Raw genomic sequence first — 16,608 nt, 5'->3', positions numbered from 1 at the left:
GCGATGTTTGTCAGCAACTTCCGCAGAACGCCTTTATCCCAGCGCGACAAGCAACGCTCCTACAGAAATCAGCGCAACGCCAGCTCCTGCCATCAGCGAAATTTTTTCTCCCAGCAGTATGACCGCTAGCACGACGGCGAAGACCACGCTGAGTTTATCGATCGGCGCGACCTGTGCGACGTTACCGTTCTTCAACGCGACAAAATAAAACAGCCACGACAGCGCACCCGCGACACCGCTGAACACAATGAACAACAGTGCTTTTTTATTGGCGACAACTTCACCGACCAGCGCCAGCTTACCTTGCGCGACCACCACGCCCACCAGAAAAAGTGCCATGATGACGGCACGAATCGCAGTCGCCGTATTGGCGTCCAAATTCTGCAAACCCATCTTGCCAAATATCGCGACCATCGCTGCACATACAGCAGACAGCAAAGCGTAAATTAACCAACTACTCATGACGACGTATTCCTGAAGAAAAGACAAGCGCGTGCAGCGGGAGGGATTCTCCACGGACGTCACCTGATACAGAAAGATGATTTTACGGCATAAAACGGTAGCCGATAGCGGTTTCAGTCAAGAGATGACGCGGCCTTGCGGGATCGCTTTCCAGCTTCTGGCGCAGATGTCCCATATAAATACGCAGATAGTGGCTGTGCTCGACGGCGTTTGGCCCCCAGACCTGCGTCAGGAGTTGGCGCTGCGTTAGTACTTTACCGGGGCTGGCGAGTAATGTTGCCAGTAGACGAAATTCGATGGGCGTCAGGTGCAGTTCCTGACCCTCACGATTGACCTGCCGGTTAAGCAAATCGACAGTAATATTACCGAAGCTCACCAGCGGCGTTTCCTGCTGCGTATTGCTGTGGCGACGCAGCGCGACGCGCAACCGTGCCAGCAGCTCGCCGATGCCGAACGGTTTTGTCAGATAGTCATCGGCACCGGCATCCAGCGCGTCTATTTTATCCTGCTCGTCGGTACGGGCAGACAGCACAATCACGGGCAGGCTGCTCCATTGACGTAAATCGCGGATGTAGTCGATACCGTTGCCGTCCGGCAGGCCCAAGTCGAGAATAATCAGATCGGGTTTGCGCGTGGCCGCTTCCAGCAAGCCGCGCTGCATCGTTTCGGCGTCAAACACGCGACAGCCTTCGCCTTCCAGCGCCTGACGAACAAAACGACGGATCTCTTTTTCATCTTCAACGATTAAAATAGTGGCCTGCAATGGATTCAGTGCTCCTCAATATCTTCTGGTTCGAGATCCGGCGGTGCCGATAGTGGTAGCGTGAAATGGAAAGCGGCACCGCCACTTTCCGCATTCGTTGCCCAGATACGGCCACCGTGAATTTCCACAATTGCCCGACAGATCGCCAACCCCAGCCCCACGCCGGGAATCGATGACTCTTTGTGACCACGGGAAAATTTATCAAAAATCATGCTTTCCTGGCCGTGTTCAATCCCCGGGCCATTGTCCTGCACGATGATTTCCAGCGCGCTCTCCTGTGCATCGGGCTGCGAGGCCGTGCTCTCTGAAATAAGGCTTGCTGAAATCGCGATCGTGGCCTGCTCTCCAGCGTACTTCAGCGCATTCTCCAGCAGATTAATGAACACGCGCTCCACCAGCCCGGCATCACAATAAACCAGAACCATCTCATCAGGTAGATTAACCTGAATGGTGTTTTTTGCCAGTGCGCTTTCCAGCTGTTGCAGGGCACTGCCGATAAGCTCCTCTGGCGTTTGCCACTCTTTGCGCAGGTTAAAACCATCCGACTGAATGCGCGCCATATCGAGCAGATTATTCACCAGTCGCGTGGTGTTCAAAATATGCTGGCGAATCTGGTTGGCCTGTTGGGCATAAGGCGACCCCTCGCTTGCCAGATTCAACGTCAGAATCTCGGCCTGACCAAAAAGGACGGTCAGCGGTGTACGGAGGTCGTGCGAGAGTGCGGCAAGCAGCGAGTTACGCAACTGCTCACGTTCGGCATCCAGCCGGGCATTCTCCGTGCTTTGCACCAGATGCAGACGCTCCAACGCATTGGCAATCAGTACGGTAAAGGTTTCCAACAGGCGCTGCTGTTCGGGAATCATCAACTGCCGAGCGTTATTAGGCTCGATCGCCAGCACGCCGAAGATTTGCTGCGTGGTGGCGAGTGGCAGAATCTGGTACGACACGCCGGGCAGGGTGGATGTTCCCGCTCCGGCTGGCGCGCGGTGATCGAAGCTCCAGCGGGCGATAGCATGATCGACAATCAACTGCTGACTATCCCGTGCGGGCTGCGGTAACTCGGACGAGGTATGATGCAGGCTGTCGGCGAGCAGAACAGCGATTCTGGCCTGAAACGTCGTGCTGAGAAAGTGCTGGCTGGCTTCGACAATATCGGCACTGGACAGGCTGCGGTTCAGCGCTTTGGACATCTCATACAGATGGCGGACGCGCTGCTCGCGATAGCGGGCGACTCTAGCCTGATAGCGTACGCCAGCGGTCAGATTACCGACCAGCAGGCCGACGCCGAGCATCACGGCAAAAGTGACCAGATATTGTGCGTCCGACACGGCAAACGTACCGCGCGGCAGAATAAAGAAGAGATCGAAACTGGCGACGTTGATGACGGCGGCGAACACCGACGGCCAGCGACCAAAGAAAAGCGCAACCACCACCACGGCCAGCAGATAAATCATCACCAGATTGACCGGTTCCAGCATGGCGAACGGCGACCACGAGGCTAGCAGGGTAATAAAGGCGCACAGCAGCGTGGCTAACCCGCAGCCAAACAGCTGCATACGCCATTTTTCTACCAGCCCGCGGGCATCAGGCGTTTTAATCGGTGCGGCTGGCGTATCATCCTGCACGGCCACCACGACCAGATCGAGATCCGGCCCCAGCCTGCCGAGTCGTTCGGCAAAACGCGTGCGCCACCACCAGCCGAAGCGCTGCTCCACATGGCGACCAATGACGATTTTGCCGAGGTTGTGCTCACGCGCATAGCGCAGGACGGCAAGCTCTTCGTCGGGTTCGGACAGCGTAACGGTTTCTGCCCCTAAATCCTGTGCCAGCTTGAGCGCCCGCAAGATGGCGCGCCGCTGCGGTTCGGGCAAGCGGTGCAGACGCGGCGTTTCGACGTAAACGGCGTGCCAGGCGCTGCCCAACCGTGCGGCCAGCCGCGCTGCCGTACGCACCAGTTTTTCATTGCCCGTGCCGTGGCCGATGCATAACAGAATGGCATCGCGCGTATGCCAGACTTGCTCGCGGCCTTTCCCGGCACGCATGGCGCGCATTTGATCGTCAACCCGATCCGCCATGCGCCGCAGCGCCAGCTCACGCAGGGCGATCAAATTGCCTTTACGGAAAAAATTCTCGACGGCACGCTCGGCCTGAAGCGGCAGATACACTTTGCCTTCATTCAGGCGCTGGCGCAGATCGTCCGGCGGCAGGTCCACCAAAATAACTTCGCTGGCCTGATCGAAGATCGGGTCAGGCACGGTTTCCCGTACGCGAATCCCCGTAACGCCGCCGACCACGTCGTTCAGGCTTTCCAGATGCTGAACGTTCACGGTGGTAAAGACATCGATACCGGCATCGAGCAGTTCCTGCACGTCCTGCCAGCGTTTGGGATGGCGAGAGCCGTTGACGTTACTGTGCGCCAGTTCGTCGATCAGAATCAGCGCCGGACAGCGTGCCAGTGCCGCATCCAGATCGAATTCAACCGTGTGGCGACCGTGATGGCGAAAATGCCTGAGCGGCAGTAGCGGTAAACCCTCCAGCAGCGCGGCGGTTTCGCTGCGACCGTGGGTTTCGACCACGCCGACAAGAATATCTAATCCCTGCGCCCGCAGCCGCTGGGCTTCCTGCAACATGGCATAGGTTTTCCCGACGCCCGCGCAGGCGCCAAAAAAGATTTTCAGCTTGCCACGCGGTGGCGCACCGACCTGTGCCAACAGGCTATCGGGATCCGGGCGACGATCTTCACCGTCAATCATGTTCTATCCCTTATTAGCGCGGCCTGAACGGTGGTCAGGCCGTAGCAAAGACGGCGGGGAGTCTGGCTCCCCGTATAATAATTAATAGTAACGCACTGTTGATTACGGCAGAGGCTTTTCCTTATCCAGCGCCAAATTCAGCAACAGAACATTGACTGCTGGCTGCCCAATAAACGCGGGCTTGCTGGTCTCAGTAAAGCGGTCGATTAATTGCTGTACCTGCTGGAGCGACATCCCTCTGGCCTGCGCGATATAGAGTGCCTGATAGCGTGCTGCCTCTGGGGAAATCTGCGGATCCAGCCCGCTGCCGGAGGCCGTCAACAGTTCAACTGGCACCGGCTGCTGGTTGCCGATCGCCTGATGCCAGTGAGCGGCGCGTTCACCGATCAGTTTATCCAACGCCGGATTGCTAGCGGCCAGATTGCTACCGCCGGACGCCAGTGCGTTATACGCGGCATCTGACGTGGCCGACGGACGCCCCTGAAAATAGCCCGCCCGACTGAACGTTTGCCCGATAAGGGATGAACCGACGACGGCATTCTCACGGTAAATCAGCGATCCGTTTGCCTGTGTTGGGAACAGCCACTGTGCCAACACCGTTGTCAGCAGCGGGTAGGCCAGACCGGTAAACAGCAGCAGTAATAAGAATAAAAACAAAGAAGAACGTAAATAGCGCATAGCGTATACCCGTCAGTCCTTAAGCCAGATTCAGCCCGGTCAGTAACATATCGATGAGCTTGATACCGAGGAACGGCACCAGCAGCCCGCCAAGACCATAAATCCACAGATTGCGACTTAACTGTGCCGCCGCGCTCATGGGACGATAGCTAATCCCTTTGAGCGCCAGCGGGATCAGAAACACGATAATCAGCGCATTGAAGATCACCGCTGACAACATGGCTGACGTGGGAGAATGCAGTTGCATTACGTTTAGCGCATTGAGCTGCGGATAGGTGGCAGCAAAGGCAGCCGGGATAATGGCGAAATATTTCGCCACGTCGTTGGCGATACTGAACGTGGTCAGCGAGCCGCGCGTCATCAGCATCTGTTTGCCGATATGCACCACTTCGATCAGCTTGGTCGGATTGGAATCCAGATCGACCATGTTGCCTGCTTCTTTCGCTGCCTGCGTGCCGGAGTTCATAGCCACCGCGACATCGGCCTGCGCCAGAGCGGGAGCATCGTTAGTGCCGTCGCCGGTCATCGCCACCAGCCGCCCTTCGGCCTGATACTGGCGAATCAGCGCCAGCTTGGTTTCCGGCGTCGCTTCTGCCAGAAAATCATCGACGCCGGCTTCTGCGGCAATCGCTGCCGCCGTGAGCGGGTTGTCGCCGGTGATCATCACGGTTTTGATCCCCATGCTGCGCAGTTCGGCAAAGCGCGCCTTGATGCCGCTTTTCACGATATCTTTCAGCTCCACCACGCCAAGCACGCGTTTGCCTTCTGCAACCACCAGCGGTGTGCCCCCGCTGCGTGCGACGTTGGACACCGCTTCTTCGACCTGATGCGGGAAATCGCCATTGTTTGCTTCAATGTAGCGACGCAGGGCATCGACGGCGCCTTTACGAATGGCACGCTGCCCAAAATTGACGCCGCTCATGCGCGTCTGGGCGGTAAAGGGAACAAAGGTGGCGTCCAGCGACGTCAAGTCCTGCTCCGGCAGATTAAAACGCTGCTTTGCCAACACCACGATGCTGCGGCCTTCAGGCGTTTCATCGGCTAAAGACGCGAGGCGTGCGGCGTCAGCCAGCGCCTGTTCGGTCACACCCGGCGCGGGCAGAAAAGCGGAAGCCTGACGGTTACCCAGCGTAATGGTGCCGGTTTTATCCAGCAGCAGAACGTCGATATCGCCCGCCGCTTCGACGGCACGTCCGCTGGTGGCAATCACGTTAGCCCCCAGCATCCGGCTCATCCCAGCCACGCCGATAGCCGACAGCAGGCCGCCGATAGTGGTCGGGATCAGGCAGACGAGCAGAGCGACAAGCACGGTCACGCCGACGACATCGCCACTGTTATTCGCCTGTACGCCGAACCAGGAGAAAGGGTAGAGCGTGGCAGTCACCAGCAGGAAGATGAGCGTAAGCTCGATCAGCAGAATGGTTAAGGCGATTTCGTTCGGCGTTTTCCGGCGCTGTGCCCCTTCAACCATGGCGATCATTCGGTCGAGGAAGGTTTCGCCGGGATTGACGCTGCACTGAATCACCAGCCAGTCGGACAGCACGCGGGTGCCACCCGTAACGGAAGCGAAATCACCGCCGGACTCGCGGATCACCGGCGCGGATTCCCCAGTGATGGCGCTTTCATCGACGGACGCACCGCCTTCCAGCACCTCACCGTCGCACGGAATGGTTTCCCCCGCGCTCACCAGCACGATATCGCCTTTACGCAGGCTGTCTGCCGGTACCGATTCTGAACTGGCATCGTGATTCGGCGCGGAGAGCTTGTTAGCCCAACTGGTTTTCTTGACGCCTTTCAGCGCGTTTGCCTGCGCTTTGCTGCGACCTTCCGCCAGTGCTTCGGCCATGTTGGCGAACAGCACGGTAAACCACAGCCAGAGTGACACCAGTCCTGTAAACACGGCATTCCCTTCCGTTTTGCCTGCCAGAATAGTTAGCCAGACGAGGGTGGTCAGCATACTGCCGAGATACACCACAAACATGACCGGGTTGCGCCCCTGTATGCGCGGGTCGAGTTTCTTCAACGCATCTTTCAGCGCCGAACGGATTAACGTTCTGTCAAACAGCGTTTGCTGTTTACGTTTGCCAACCTGGCGGGAGGCCTCACCCTGTTGGGATGAGGTCGGTTCCTGTGTTGCCTGATGATTCATCGTGTGACGAGTCATAAAGAGTCTCCAGCCTTAGTGAGTCAGGCCGAACTGTAAATGTTCAGCGACTGGCCCTAACGCCAGTGCAGGGATAAACGTCAGCGCACCAATCAGCAGAACGATGGCGATGAGCATGCCGATAAACAGCGGGCTGCGCGTCGACAGTGAGCCTTTGCTTTCCGGCTGGCGCTTTTTCACGACCAACGAACCAGCAATAGCCAGCACGGGCACCATGACGGCAAAGCGGCCCAGCAGCATCGCGACAGCGAGCAGGACGTTATAGAACGGCGTATTGACGCTCAGGCCAGCAAACGCACTGCCGTTGTTGTTTGCGGCGGAAGACACCGCATAGAGCACTTCGCTAAAGCCGTGTGCGCCGGGGTTCAGAATGCCGCTGCGTCCCGCTTCCGTACTCAGCGCCAGCGCGGTGCCGAGCAGCACCAGTGCGGGCGGAATCAGAATCGCCAGTGCCGTCATCTTCATCTCATAGACTTCGATCTTTTTGCCCAGATACTCCGGCGAGCGACCAATCATCAGGCCGGCAATAAAGACGGTCAGAAGCACGAATAACAGCATGCCGTACAGGCCAGAGCCGACGCCGCCGAACACCACTTCGCCAATTTGCATCAGCCACATGGGAACCATGCCGCCGAGAGCCGTGAAGGAGTCATGCATTGCATTCACCGCACCTGTCGAGGTGGCCGTGGTGACAACGGCATACAGGCTGGACGTCAGGACGCCAAAACGCGTCTCTTTGCCCTCCAGATTCGCGGCGCTGTCCGCGCCTAAGGCCAGCAGATGCGGGTTACCATTGATCTCCATTTTCATCACTACGGCAGCGGCGACGATAAAGATCAGCGCCATCGCCCACAGCAGCGCGTGGCCTTGTCGCTTATCGCTGACGGCTTTGCCAAAGGCGAAGCACAGCGCAGTAGGGATCAACAGGATCGCCAGCATTTGCACGATGTTGCTCAGCGCCGTCGGGTTTTCAAACGGGTGCGCCGAGTTGGCGCCAAAGAAGCCACCGCCGTTGGTGCCCAGCAGTTTAATCGCTTCCTGTGAGGCGACGGGCCCCATCGGCAGCGTTTGGGCTGCGCCGTCCAGCGTGGTCAGATGCTGGTAAGGCAGCAGGTTCTGCAATACGCCCTGACTGACGAAAAACAGCGCTAACAGCAGAGACAGTGGCAGCAACACGTACAGCGTGATACGCAATAGATCGAGCCACGCATTGCCCAGCGTATCGACACAGCGGCGGGAAAACGCGCGGATTAACGCGAAAGCCACCGCAATGCCGCTGGCGGCGGAAAGGAAGTTTTGTACCGTTAGCCCGACCATCTGGCTCAGGTAGCTCAGCGTGTTTTCGCCACTGTAAGCCTGCCAGTTGGTGTTGGTCACAAAGCTGATTGCCGTGTTCAACGCCAAATGCCACGACAGTCCCGGCATATTTTCTGGGTTAAGCGGCAGAGCACCCTGCGCCATTAACAGCACAAACAGCACGACAATGCCGATGAGGTTAAGCGTCAGAATGGCCGCCGCATACTGCTGCCAGCGCATCTCCGTCGTATCCAAAGCGAAAAGGCGCGCAGTACCCGCCTCAAATTTTTGCAGGAACGTACTCGTTTCGCCCTCAATCAGACGGGCCAGTACGCTGCCCAACGGCTGGGCTACGATTAGCACCGTGAGCAGCAGACCAAAGATCAGTAAAAAAGCGTCAGCGGCCATCAGAATTCCTCCGCCTTCAACAAGGCATAAACCAGATAGGCCAGTAATAGCAGCACGAGCAGGCCGCCTAAGACGATGCTAAGCGTCACAACACACCTCCAGAACAGAATAGACAGCGTCAGAGTAGGAAAACGTAGGAAAAGAAGGTGCAAATTTCCCGTCTGTGGGCGTAAAAAAAGTATAAAAATGGGATGAAAAGTAGGCGGTGGAGGCCGTAAGGGCGTTGTGGCGCCAGCAACGCTGAAGGCAGTGAGAAGAGAGCATTAAAGAAGAGAGAGTAAAATGATCCAACCTAAAACCATAAATTAACCAATGGTGATTTTATTTTTAACGTCACTGTAACTTAATGACGTAATGACGAAAAAATTGGCGATTATTTCATCTTTTACTGGTCAGATGAGTAGTAAACTTTCAGAAAAGGCGGTAAAATTTTAACCAATGTCACAGTTCTTATTTTATCGTTATGAAAAGCGCCGCTGAACAAGGGTGCTTATCCCAGAGGAGGATCGTTATGTCGCTTTATACTACTTATCCCTTGCACCGTATTCTCCTGCGTCGCGCTGCCGTGGTTGCCATCGGCGTGCTGGCGTTACCAGTGATGCTGTTCCGCCGCGATCGGGCACGTTTTTACAGCTATTTACACCGCGTCTGGCTGAAAACCAGCGATAAACCGGTATGGATGGCGCAGTCCGAAGCCGCCGCCTGCGATTTTTATTAAGAATACCGCGTCAGGTTACCGTTGACCGCTCTGCGCGCGTAGTCGTGAATGTAGTCGTGAAGTGAATGTAGTAGTGAATAGTGACGCCAGTACGTTGTGCATACTGACGCCACGAGTTTGAAATATTCAACAGCACTGATTAAGCGCCATTTCCGCTACGGATCTGGCGCTTATTTTGTTTTTAGCGCATGAAATCGTAATGCCAGCAACATCACCGATAGGCTGATAAATACGGCAACGCTTGCCATCGCCATACCATCCCCGACGGAACCTTGCTCGAACTGACGCCAAACGAAAATGGACACCGTTTGCACGCCCGCAGGTGATAGCAGGAGTGACGTCACCAGCTCGCGCGATGCGACGGCAAAAACCAGCATCATTGCTGCCAGTAGACTAGGGAAGACCAGCGGGAACACAATCAGCCGTAATGCCGCCATTGCGCTAGCGCCGTGAACACGCGCGGCTGACTCCAGATTACTGCCGATTTGCGCCAATGCAGCGCTGCTATAGCGGACGGGGTAGGGTAGCAGCAGGCAACTGTATGACAGCAGCAAAATCACCCAGGTGTTATAGGGCGTGATCGGCCAGAAGCTTTGGTTCCAGGCGAGTATCAACCCTACTCCGACAACGATTCCTGGCAGCGCGGCAGGTAGCATCGATAGCCCATCCAGCACGGCGGCCCCCCGAATACGCTTGGCGACTACAAACCACGATGCGAGAAAGCCGACCGTTCCCGTCAGTAACGCACTGCCGACCGCCAGCCCCAGGCTGGTCGTCAAGGCGGGTAGCGCGTCGTTTTCGTAATCAGCCAACATGGTGAAGTGCTGCCACGTTAAATTTTGCCAGGAAATCGTGCTAGAGATAGTGGCAGAAAACGCGGTAATCAGCATGGACGCCAGTGGAATCCCGACGGCCAGCAGTCCGACGGCGCTAAATAGCATTAATACTGGCCAGCGCCATATTCCTAAGGGACGAGTGACAATGGCGGCGGGTTTGCCAGTGGTGGTTTCCACATTGTTACCAGCGACAATCGCCCGCTGTAGGGTAAATGCGCAGAGCGCGATAGCGACCAACAGCAAAGACAGCACCGCTGAACCGGAGAGATCGATCGGCCAGTCCGCCAGACGTTGCTCTATATTTGTCGTCAGGATCTGAATACCGGCGCGCGACCCCAGTGCAGCGGGTATGCCGTATTCTTCGATCGCCAGCGTGAAGGCAAGCAGCAGGCTGGCCGCTGTCGCAGGTAGCGACAATGGCAGCGTGACTCGCAAGAAGGCCTGCCAGCCGCTGGCGCCGTGAACGCGAGCGACATCCGCCAGACGGTTTCCGCTCGCGGCCATACTGCGCGAAACGGCGAAATAGACGACTGGGAAAATATTCAGCGTCATGACACCAATCATGCCAGGCAGTGAAAACAGGATCTCACCGAGTTGAATGGGGAATAGCTGTTCCGCGTAGCCTCGTGGCTGTAGCGCCAGCATCCACGACAGCCCGGCAATATAAGGCGGGATCAGGAATGGAATGAGAAACAGTAAATCCCAAAACCTTGCCAGCGGCAGCGCAAAGAGCCCGCGTAACGCACCGAGTGGAATAGCAATGACCGCACAGCACAGGGCAACACCCAGCCCAAGCAGCAGCGTATTTTTCAACAGGGCGAACAAGCGCGCCTGCGCGAAGACGTCTGCAAAGGCCGAGAACGGGTTCGCAAGGGAGCCTGAACCCAAATTTGGGAAAATCGCCTGTAGCGCAACGAACAATACGGGAATGCCAACCAGAGTAAAAAGTACTGCCACCGTAAGCAGTGGCAGTAAAGCAAACTTGTTCATCTGATACTCCAGCCTTGCTGACGGTCGTCAGCAAGGCATTATCTCGTGTTCTGTAATTCGAACTATCCAGAGGGTATGGCTGAACAGGCTTAGCGCTGACCAAATAAGGCAGCAAAGCGATCGAGAACGGCGGCACGGGACGCTGAGGCGCTATCGCCTTCTGGCAGTAATGTCAGGCTCTTAAACAGAGGGCGCTTGGCATCAACGTCCTGACGCGCGGGCATCAGCCAGGCTTCCGCCACTGCTTTTTGGCCTTCAGGCGACAACATATAGTTGATGAAGTCTTTTGCCTGCTGCTGGTTTTTGCTGCTTTTCAGGATCATCATCGGGCGAGGGGCAATGACGGTGCCACTGGAAGGGAAAATGACTTTAATGGATTCGCCAGACTCCATGCTGCCGTAAGAAACGTAGTCCACGGCACCAAAAACGGCGGCTTTCGCCCCTTGCTGCACTGGCGTTAATGCCTGGGCGTTCGGGCCGGCGATGATCATACCGTTGGTTTTTAAGCGATCGAACATTTCCCAGGCTTTATCTTTTTCCGCATTTTGCAAACCAATCAGCAAATCGAGTGAGGCACCGGACAGTGCGGGATCTGGCGTGGTGACTTTATCTTTAAATTCAGGCTTGGTGAGGTCGTTCCAGTCTTTGGGTTCTGGCGTGCCGCTCTTGCTGTTCCACACAATGCCCAGCGCGGAAATGCCCTGTGCCACATAGAAAGGCGTTTTGAACTGTGCAGGCACGGTGGCCGCATTCGGGCTATCAAACTCCAGCAGCCAGCCGCGTTGCTGCAAATCTGTCGCGGTATCCCAAGAGGCGGAAATCAGGACATCGGCACGTGGATTGGCCTGTTCGGCTTCCAGTCTGGCCATGACTTTACCGGTTGTTGCCTGAAAGACATCGACTTTCACGCCGGTCTGCTTTTCATAACCCGCCGCCAGTTTTTTTGCCAGTGCTCCCGGTCCGGCGGTGTACAGCGTCAGGGCCTGTGCGCTGCCCGCTACCGCTGCTAATGAGAGAGCTATACCCATAATGATGCCTCGTTGATTCATGGTAAACAGTGTGTTTTTCATTGCATTTTCCCCAACGTTAAAGAGTGGTGATATCAGTAATATGGCCTTGCGACATGTGAACAATACGGTGCGCCAGTATGTTGGCTTCGCCTCTGTCGTGGGTGACATACACGGCGGTGGTACCAAGATGGCGCAAGAGCGATGCCATCTCCTGACAAAGCGATTCACGTAGATCCCGGTCAAGATTGGATAGCGGTTCATCGAAGAGCAGGATGTTCGGTTCTGCGATGATGGCGCGCGCCAGTGCGACTCGCTGTTGCTGACCGCCGGATAAATCGGCCGGTTTGCGATCGGCAAAATCAGCCAGACCGACGCGCGCAAGCGTGACTTCAACGCGTTGGCGACAGAGATCGCGCGGAACCTTCCTCATCAGCAGCGGAAACCCGACATTTTGTGCAACGGTCATATGTGGCCAAAGCGCATAATCCTGAAAGACCATGCCCAGATTGCGCTGCTCTGGCGGCAGGGATAGCTGATGACCGGCAACCTGACGATCGCCAAAATGAATGGTGCCCGCATCCGGCTGTAACAGACCAGCCAGCAGCTTTAGCAACGTGCTTTTGCCGCAGCCGGAAGGCCCCAGCAGGGCCAGAATGGTGCCCTTTGGCACATCGAGGCTGATGGAATCGAGAACCGTTTTGCCTGCGAAAGCGTGGGACAATTTGTCGATCGCAATCGCGGCAGGCGTGGTGAGTTCAGCTGTGGTCATCATCACCTCCGTGCAATAACGGGAGGCGATATCCATTTTGATATCGGTGGATCGGACGGGCGCTTTCGTTCTGCCTGATTGAAGGCCATAGGAAAGCATCCCGCCAGTAAAGCAGGGGAAAAAACATGGGGTATCCTCTTTGGGACTCTATATCGGAATGGGGATTGTAGTGGGGGAATAAGGCTATTTGATGACAGACGAAACGATACCCGCGATGCGCGTTTGGGATATCAATACTGCTCGCAGAGAAAACCGTCTTATTTGATCGACATAATCCATCAATCTCATGATTTATTACTTTATTCTTCGCTGCGACTGCACAGAATCATGGTGAAATCCGCTATGCTGGTCAGAGGGTTTGCAGAATGCCAACGCACGTGCAATTTGAAATATGACGGGTATAAGGATAAATCATGACGCTCGAACTCATCCCTGTTGGTATCAGCGCCTGTTTGCTCGGTAATCCCGTGCGATTTGATGGCGGACACAAGCGTTTGACGTTTGCTGCTGAACAACTGGCACCCTATTTTCGTTTTGAACCTGTCTGCCCGGAAATGGCGATTGGTTTACCGGTGCCGCGTCCGGCGCTCAGGCTGGTGAGAGAAGGGGAAAGCCATATCACGCTGCGTGCCAGCAACGGTTCGCCGCTGGATGTCACCCAGCAGATGGCGGCGTTTTCCGCTGACAAAGTCAGCCAGCTTCAGCACTTATGCGGTTATATCGTCTGTGCCAAATCGCCGAGCTGCGGTATGGAGCGCGTGAAGGTTTACAATGAAACGCAAAAGGATGCGCGTAAAAGTGGTATCGGCCTGTTTACGCAGGAGCTGATGCGGCAAATGCCCTGGCTCCCGATTGAGGAAGACGGGCGCCTGCAGGATCCTGGCTTGCGGGAAAATTTCATTGAGCGCGTTTATGCGTTACACGAACTGAATCAGCTATGGCAAAACGGGCTGAGCCGTGGTGCGCTGATTGCCTTTCATAGTCGCTATAAACTCCTGCTGTTGGCGCATTCCCAGCCAGAATACCGCGAGCTGGGGCCGTTTGTTGCGGGGATCGATAAGTGGGAATCGCTGGAAGACTACATTATTGAATACCGGAAACGGCTAATGAAGCTGTTGTCGAAGCCTGCGACGCGGCGCAACCACACCAATGTGTTGATGCACGTGCAGGGCTATTTCCGACGCCAGCTTAATTCTCAGCAGCGACAGGAACTGGCGCAGCTCATCGATCGCTATCGACAGGGCTTGCAGCCGCTATTGGCACCTATCACGTTGCTAAAACATTACATGGCAGAATACCCCGATGCGTATCTGGCTCAGCAGCGTTATTTTGAACCGTACCCAGAGGCATTACGCCTGCGTTACGGACACTAGTTTGACCGCCCGAGGAATGTCATGACCACGCATGTAGTTACACATCATGTCGTTACGAATGTAGTCTGGCTACGCAACGACCTGCGCGTTACCGATAATCTGGCGCTGTACGCCGCCTGTCAGGATCCGAATGCCAGCGTGCTAGCGGTTTTTATCGCCACGCCTGTGCAGTGGGAAAAGCACGATATGGCACCGCGTCAGGCGGCCTTTCTGCTGGAGAACCTGACGCTGGTGCAGCACGCGTTAGCTGAGAAAGGTATCCCGCTGCATTACCACGAATGTGCTGACTTTGCGGCGTCGGTTGACTGGCTGGTGCAGTTTTGTGCGCAGCAGCAGGCCACCGACCTTTTCTACAATTATCAGTATGAAATCAACGAGCGCCTGCGTGATAAGCAGGTGAAAGATCGGCTGGCGGATAGCGTGGTTTGTCACGGCTATCATGACAGCCTGTTGTTACCGCCGGGTAGCGTGCTGACGGGCAACGGCGAGATGTACAAAGTGTTTACGCCCTTTCGTCAGGCCTTTATCAAACGCCTGCTGGAGTCGGATACGGCGTGCGTACCAGCACCGGATGCGCGCGGTGAGCCGATCGATAACACGGTGGAACTGGCGCCGTTCAGCTATCCGCAGCGCGAAGTGGATAGTGAGGATTTTCCTCGCGGTGAACGCGCGGCATTGCAGCAACTGCGGCGTTTTTGCCGCGAACAGGTGCAGGATTACGATCAGCAGCGTGATTTTCCGGCGCTACCCGGCACCAGCAAACTTTCTCCGTATCTGGCGCTTGGGATTGTATCGCCGCGCCAATGTTTTAACCGCCTGCGTGCCGAATGCCCGGATATGCTGGAACGGCGTGAGGGCGGGGCGTTTACCTGGTTTAACGAGCTGGTCTGGCGTGAGTTTTACCGCCACCTGATTGTCTCCTGGCCGCAGCTGTGTAAACACCGACCGTTCACCGCGTGGACGCAGTGGGTGAAATGGCGGGAATCACCGGAGGATTTAGCCGCCTGGCAGCAGGGGAGAACGGGCTACCCAATCGTGGATGCGGCGATGCGTCAACTGAATGAAACGGGATGGATGCACAATCGCTTGCGTATGATTTGCGCCAGTTTTCTCGTCAAAGATTTACTGATCGATTGGCGCGAAGGCGAACGCTACTTTATGTCGCAGTTGCTGGATGGCGATCTGGCGGCGAATAACGGCGGCTGGCAGTGGGCGGCGTCGACAGGCACCGATGCGGCACCTTATTTTCGCATTTTCAACCCGACAACGCAGGGCGAGCGCTTCGACCCTGAAGGTCGGTTTATTCGTCACTGGCTGCCCGAACTGGCCGCCGTGCCGGATAAAGATATTCATCAGCCCCATCGCTGGGCTGACAAACACCACCATCAGCTGAACTATCCACTGCCAATCGTCGACCATAAAACCGCGCGTCAGAATACGCTGGCGGCGTTTGAGGCGGCCAAAAATATCGGTATGGCGGATAACGATCGAGAAGAGAAAAGTAAGTATGCGTAATGTGGAACTGGAAAGAATCATTAACGAGAAACTGAGCACGGCGACGTTTCAGGACTACGCACCGAACGGTTTACAGGTTGAAGGGCGTGCAGAGGTAAAACGTATTGTGACGGGCGTAACGGCCTCACAGGCGCTGCTGGATGCGGCGGTAGAAAAGCAGGCCGATGCGATTCTGGTTCACCACGGTTACTTCTGGAAAAACGAACCGCAGATTGTCTGTGGTATGAAGCGTAACCGACTGAAAACGCTGTTGCTCAATGATATCAACCTGTATGGCTACCATCTGCCGCTGGATGCACATCCGGAACTGGGGAATAACGCACAGCTGGCGGCGCTGCTGGAGATTCAGGTGCAGGGCGCGATCGAACCGCTGGTTCCGTATGGCGAACTGGCACAGCCCATGACGGCAGATGCCTTTTGCCGCCGTGTAGAAAAACGACTGGGGCGTAGCGTGCTGCATTGTGGGGATAATGCACCGCAACAGATACAGCGCGTGGCCTGGTGTACTGGCGGCGGTCAGGGTTTTATTGAACAAGCGGCGCGCTTCGGGGTCGATGCGTTTATTACCGGTGAAGTGTCTGAGCAAACGATCCATATCGCGCGTGAGATGGGGCTGCATTTCTTTGCTGCCGGACACCATGCCACCGAACGCGGCGGCATCAAAGCGTTGGGCGAATGGCTGGCGGCACAGCATGGTTTTGATGTGACATTTATTGATATTCCTAACCCCGCGTGATGGGGTGAAAGTCTCTGCACCACACAGGAATAATGTCACATTTTTGATATTGGCATCGTTGTTGCTTAGCTGTTGAGAAGAAAATAGAACAGTAAGCCACGCTAATCATTTAGCCATGTTCACCATGACGGATAAAA

The 16,608-nt window shown here is 55.9% G+C and carries 14 protein-coding genes; 4 read left to right on the top strand and 10 right to left on the bottom strand.

Annotated features, from left to right (window positions below):
* Positions 1–33: 33 nt before the first annotated feature.
* The 7 genes from JFY74_15070 to kdpF all read right to left on the bottom strand — a co-directional run bounded on the left by JFY74_15070 (position 34) and on the right by kdpF (position 8,613).
* Positions 34–462: an EamA family transporter gene (locus JFY74_15070; protein QQG27411.1), complete on the bottom strand. Its 429-nt coding sequence runs from the start codon at positions 460–462 to the stop codon at positions 34–36.
* 82 nt (positions 463–544) lie between these two features.
* Positions 545–1,225, bottom strand: a complete 681-nt coding sequence (kdpE, locus tag JFY74_15065) for a two-component system response regulator KdpE (protein ID QQG27410.1) — start codon at positions 1,223–1,225, stop codon at positions 545–547.
* Positions 1,226–1,230: 5 nt separating this feature from the next.
* Complete coding sequence (gene kdpD, locus JFY74_15060; GenBank protein QQG27409.1) at positions 1,231–3,978, bottom strand: two-component system sensor histidine kinase KdpD; 2,748 nt, start codon at positions 3,976–3,978, stop codon at positions 1,231–1,233.
* 102 nt (positions 3,979–4,080) lie between these two features.
* Positions 4,081–4,656 carry a potassium-transporting ATPase subunit KdpC gene (gene kdpC / locus JFY74_15055; protein QQG27408.1) on the bottom strand — a complete coding sequence of 192 codons (576 nt, stop codon included), beginning with the start codon at positions 4,654–4,656 and terminating at the stop codon, positions 4,081–4,083.
* A gap of 19 nt (positions 4,657–4,675) precedes the next feature.
* Positions 4,676–6,820: a potassium-transporting ATPase subunit KdpB gene (gene kdpB / locus JFY74_15050; GenBank protein QQG27407.1), complete on the bottom strand. Its 2,145-nt coding sequence runs from the start codon at positions 6,818–6,820 to the stop codon at positions 4,676–4,678.
* A 15-nt stretch (positions 6,821–6,835) separates the two neighbouring features.
* A complete protein-coding gene (kdpA, locus tag JFY74_15045; protein ID QQG27406.1) occupies positions 6,836–8,524 on the bottom strand; it encodes a potassium-transporting ATPase subunit KdpA in 1,689 nt (562 codons plus the stop codon).
* Positions 8,524–8,613, bottom strand: coding sequence for a K(+)-transporting ATPase subunit F (gene kdpF, locus JFY74_15040; protein ID QQG27405.1), 90 nt, complete (start codon positions 8,611–8,613; stop codon positions 8,524–8,526). Before kdpF ends, kdpA begins: the two co-directional genes overlap by 1 nt.
* Positions 8,614–9,035: 422 nt before the next feature.
* On the opposite strand from kdpF, the gene JFY74_15035 reads away from it, so the two are divergent.
* Complete coding sequence (locus JFY74_15035) at positions 9,036–9,242, top strand: YbfA family protein (protein ID QQG27404.1); 207 nt, start codon at positions 9,036–9,038, stop codon at positions 9,240–9,242.
* 170 nt (positions 9,243–9,412) lie between these two features.
* On the opposite strand, the gene JFY74_15030 is transcribed toward JFY74_15035, so the two are convergent.
* The 3 genes from JFY74_15030 to JFY74_15020 form a co-directional block, all read right to left on the bottom strand.
* Complete coding sequence (locus JFY74_15030; GenBank protein ID QQG27403.1) at positions 9,413–11,068, bottom strand: iron ABC transporter permease; 1,656 nt, start codon at positions 11,066–11,068, stop codon at positions 9,413–9,415.
* A gap of 89 nt (positions 11,069–11,157) precedes the next feature.
* A complete protein-coding gene (locus JFY74_15025; GenBank protein ID QQG27402.1) occupies positions 11,158–12,138 on the bottom strand; it encodes an ABC transporter substrate-binding protein in 981 nt (326 codons plus the stop codon).
* A 16-nt stretch (positions 12,139–12,154) separates the two neighbouring features.
* Positions 12,155–12,847: an ABC transporter ATP-binding protein gene (locus JFY74_15020; GenBank protein ID QQG27401.1), complete on the bottom strand. Its 693-nt coding sequence runs from the start codon at positions 12,845–12,847 to the stop codon at positions 12,155–12,157.
* A 413-nt stretch (positions 12,848–13,260) separates the two neighbouring features.
* Here JFY74_15020 and JFY74_15015 point away from each other — a divergent pair, with 413 nt between their 5' ends.
* From JFY74_15015 to JFY74_15005, 3 genes are read left to right on the top strand one after another with little or no spacing between them, the layout of a single operon-like run.
* Positions 13,261–14,220: a DUF1722 domain-containing protein gene (locus tag JFY74_15015; GenBank protein ID QQG27400.1), complete on the top strand. Its 960-nt coding sequence runs from the start codon at positions 13,261–13,263 to the stop codon at positions 14,218–14,220.
* A gap of 21 nt (positions 14,221–14,241) precedes the next feature.
* The gene (phrB, locus tag JFY74_15010; GenBank protein ID QQG27399.1) at positions 14,242–15,735 is read left to right on the top strand and encodes a deoxyribodipyrimidine photo-lyase; all 1,494 of its coding nucleotides are present in this window, start codon (positions 14,242–14,244) and stop codon (positions 15,733–15,735) included.
* The gene (locus JFY74_15005; protein QQG27398.1) at positions 15,728–16,471 is read left to right on the top strand and encodes a type 2 GTP cyclohydrolase I; all 744 of its coding nucleotides are present in this window, start codon (positions 15,728–15,730) and stop codon (positions 16,469–16,471) included. Before phrB ends, JFY74_15005 begins: the two co-directional genes overlap by 8 nt.
* Positions 16,472–16,608: the final 137 nt, after the last annotated feature.

It is taken from the genome of Pectobacterium carotovorum, assembly GCA_016415585.1.
Classification (GTDB): domain Bacteria; phylum Pseudomonadota; class Gammaproteobacteria; order Enterobacterales; family Enterobacteriaceae; genus Pectobacterium; species Pectobacterium carotovorum_K.
The sequence above is the reverse complement of the archived record's forward strand: the minus strand, read 5'-3'. Positions and strand labels throughout refer to the sequence as shown.